The organism is Mesorhizobium sp. M7A.F.Ca.CA.002.04.1.1, from assembly GCF_004022805.1.
Classification (GTDB): Bacteria; Pseudomonadota; Alphaproteobacteria; order Rhizobiales; family Rhizobiaceae; genus Mesorhizobium; species Mesorhizobium ciceri.
On sequence record NZ_RZPL01000761.1, the window covers coordinates 1 to 2,598 of the forward strand.

Below are 2,598 nucleotides of genomic sequence, written 5' to 3' on the forward strand. Positions count from 1 at the left end.
TGGTCTAGCCCTGCACTACTCCTTCGCGCGAAAAACTTCCGGCACGACGAACACTTCGTCGGCCCGGCCATAGCCTCCGTCGGCGACCTCCTCGACCAGCACCATCGTGTAGGGGCGCACGCCCTCACCGAAAAAGTCCACGAACATCGCGGTCGTTCGATGGATGAGGTCTTCCTTCTGCGCTTTGGAGAGGGCCGCTTGCGGTAGCTTGATGTTGGCGAATGGCATGATGTTTCCTTAGCTTTTCGAGTGTGGAAGTCAGGCAGTCAGGAGAGCCAAGCCGGCCTGGTTGCCGCCTCAGACCACGCCGCCATTGGCGCGGATGATTTGCCCGTTGACCCAGAAGCTGTCCGGACCGGCCAGGAACGAGACCAGCCCGGCAATGTCGTCGGGCTGGCCGAGCCGGCCGAGCGGGATCATCTTGCCGATGGCCTCGATCTGCGCCTCGCTCTTGCCGTCCGTGAACAGCGCGGTCTCGATCGGTCCGGGCGCCACCGCGTTGACGGTGACACGGCGCGCGCCAAGCTCCTTGGCCAGGATGTGGGTCATCGCCTCGACACCCGCCTTTGTGGCGGCGTAAACGCCGTAGCCCGACTGATAGAGACCGACGACGCTGCTGGAAAAATTGATCATGCGGCCGCCGTCGCGAAGCCGGCGCGCACCTTCCCGCATGCCGCGAAACACGCCGCCGAGATTGATCGCGATCTGGGTGTCGAACGAAGCATCGTCGGTCTGCGCGATCGGCGAAATCTTCATGATGCCGGCATTGTTGACGAGGATGTCGATGCCGCCGAACGCCTTCTCGCCGGCGTCGAACAGCACGGCGATGCCGTTCGGATTGGCGATATCGGCCTGCACGGCGATCGCCCTGCCGCCGCCGGTCTCGATCGCGCGGACCAGTTCTTCGGCCTCCGCACGGCCCCGTGCATAGTTGACGACAACGGCGACGCCGTCACGGGCGAGCCGCTGTGCGATGGCGGCGCCGATGCCTTTGGAGGCGCCGGTCACGATCGCGGTTCTGGTTTGATTTGTCATCGAAGTCTCTCCGCGTTGTTGGTGACACGGATATAGGCCAAGCCGAATTCCGGATAATCATCCACCCATTGACATCACTATTCGGAAACTGCGAACAAAGAGCATGGATCGGCTGGACACGATGCGGCTCTTTGTTCGCGTTCTGGAGCGGCGCAGCTTCACCGCTGCGGCGGCCGATCTCGGCCTGCCGCGCTCAACCGCGACGGAAGCCATCCGGCGGCTGGAGGAGCATCTCGGCGCGCGGCTGCTGGAACGAACGACGCGGCAGGTGAACGCCACCCAGGATGGTGAAGCCTACTATCGGCGCTGCCTGTCGATCCTGGCCGAGATCGAGGATGCCGAGGCCGCCTTCCGCAACGCCGAGCCTTTCGGCCTGCTGCGCATCGACGCCAGCACGCTGCTCACCCGCACATTCCTGTTGCCGCGCCTGCCGGAGTTTCTCGACCGCTATCCCCGCATCGACCTGCAGATCGGCCAGAGCGACCGGCTGGTCGATCTCGTGCGTGAAGGCGTGGACTGCGTGATCCGCGTCGGCGAGCCGCCCGACAGCGGCATGATCATGCGGCGGCTCGCGATGATCCGCGAGATCACCTGCGCCAGCCCCGCCTATCTCGAGCGCCACGGCACGCCCGCCTCCCCCGATGCGCTCGACGGTCACCAGGCGGTGGGCTTTGTCTCGTCGCGCACCGGAGAGACCCTTCCGTTCGAATTCACTGTCGCCGGCAATATCCGTGAGGTGCGGCTGCCCGGCCGCGTCGCCGCCAACAATTCCGATACCGCCGCCGACCTGGCGCGGCTTGGCCTCGGCCTCATCCAGGCGCCGCGCTATCGCTTCGACAAAGACCTGGCCGAAGGGACGCTGGTCGAAGTGCTGGCCGATTATCCGCCATCGCCGACGCCGCTGTCGGCGCTCTACCCGCAGAACAGACAGCTCTCGCCGCGCCTTCGCGTCTTCCTCGACTGGGCCTCACGCATCTTCGCCGAGGCAAACCTGTAGGCTGCAAAACGCGCCACTCGCGATCAACTCGGTTTTGCAAACCCGGCCAGGGACGCATAGCCGCGTACCACGCTCTTGCGTTCTTCGCGCGAAGCGACGGCGTCGATGTCATCAAACCCATGCGGCGCCCGGGCCTCGACCATGTCTATGACCGCTTCCGGCCCGCCTTGCCGATTGGCCAGCACGATGGCCGATGTGGCCGGCCGCCGCTCCCCGTCATACCGTGTTAGCGCGGCTTCGACGGTCGGTCCTGCGGCCAGATGCATCGCAAGGCAACCAGCGTCGAGTATTGCCTGGCTGGCTCCGTTCGACCCCACCGGGTACATGGGATGCGCCGCATCGCCGAGCAGCGTCACCCGCCCGAACGACCATCGTGGCAGCGGGTCGCGGTCGCAGTTCGGATATTCGTAGAAGCCATCCGTTGCCTGGATGATCGAGGCGGGGTCGACAAAATCAAGCTGAAACCGGTCACGCACGAAGGGCAGCACATCGTCGATCACGCCCGGGCGGCTCCAGTCGCCGGGACGCAGCGGTGATGTGCCGCTATCGCCGGTATTGGCCATCAC

4 protein-coding genes are annotated in these 2,598 nt (G+C 65.2%); 1 reads left to right on the forward strand and 3 read right to left on the reverse strand.

What is annotated here, in order from left to right; translation table 11 throughout:
- Positions 1–15 precede the first annotated feature (15 nt).
- Together ENZ75_RS28020 and ENZ75_RS28025 are read right to left on the reverse strand one after the other, a co-directional pair.
- A complete protein-coding gene (locus tag ENZ75_RS28020) occupies positions 16–228 on the reverse strand; it encodes a 4-oxalocrotonate tautomerase family protein (RefSeq protein ID WP_013530653.1) in 213 nt (70 codons plus the stop codon).
- Between the two features lie 69 nt (positions 229–297).
- Complete coding sequence (locus ENZ75_RS28025) at positions 298–1,035, reverse strand: SDR family oxidoreductase (RefSeq protein ID WP_024501705.1); 738 nt, start codon at positions 1,033–1,035, stop codon at positions 298–300.
- A 103-nt stretch (positions 1,036–1,138) separates the two neighbouring features.
- On the opposite strand from ENZ75_RS28025, the gene ENZ75_RS28030 reads away from it, so the two are divergent.
- A complete protein-coding gene (locus ENZ75_RS28030) occupies positions 1,139–2,032 on the forward strand; it encodes a LysR family transcriptional regulator (protein ID WP_063168616.1) in 894 nt (297 codons plus the stop codon).
- 23 nt (positions 2,033–2,055) lie between these two features.
- Here ENZ75_RS28030 and ENZ75_RS28035 read toward each other — a convergent pair.
- On the reverse strand, positions 2,056–2,598 hold a 543-nt coding region (locus ENZ75_RS28035; RefSeq protein ID WP_206617116.1), incomplete at its 5' end, for an FAD-dependent monooxygenase.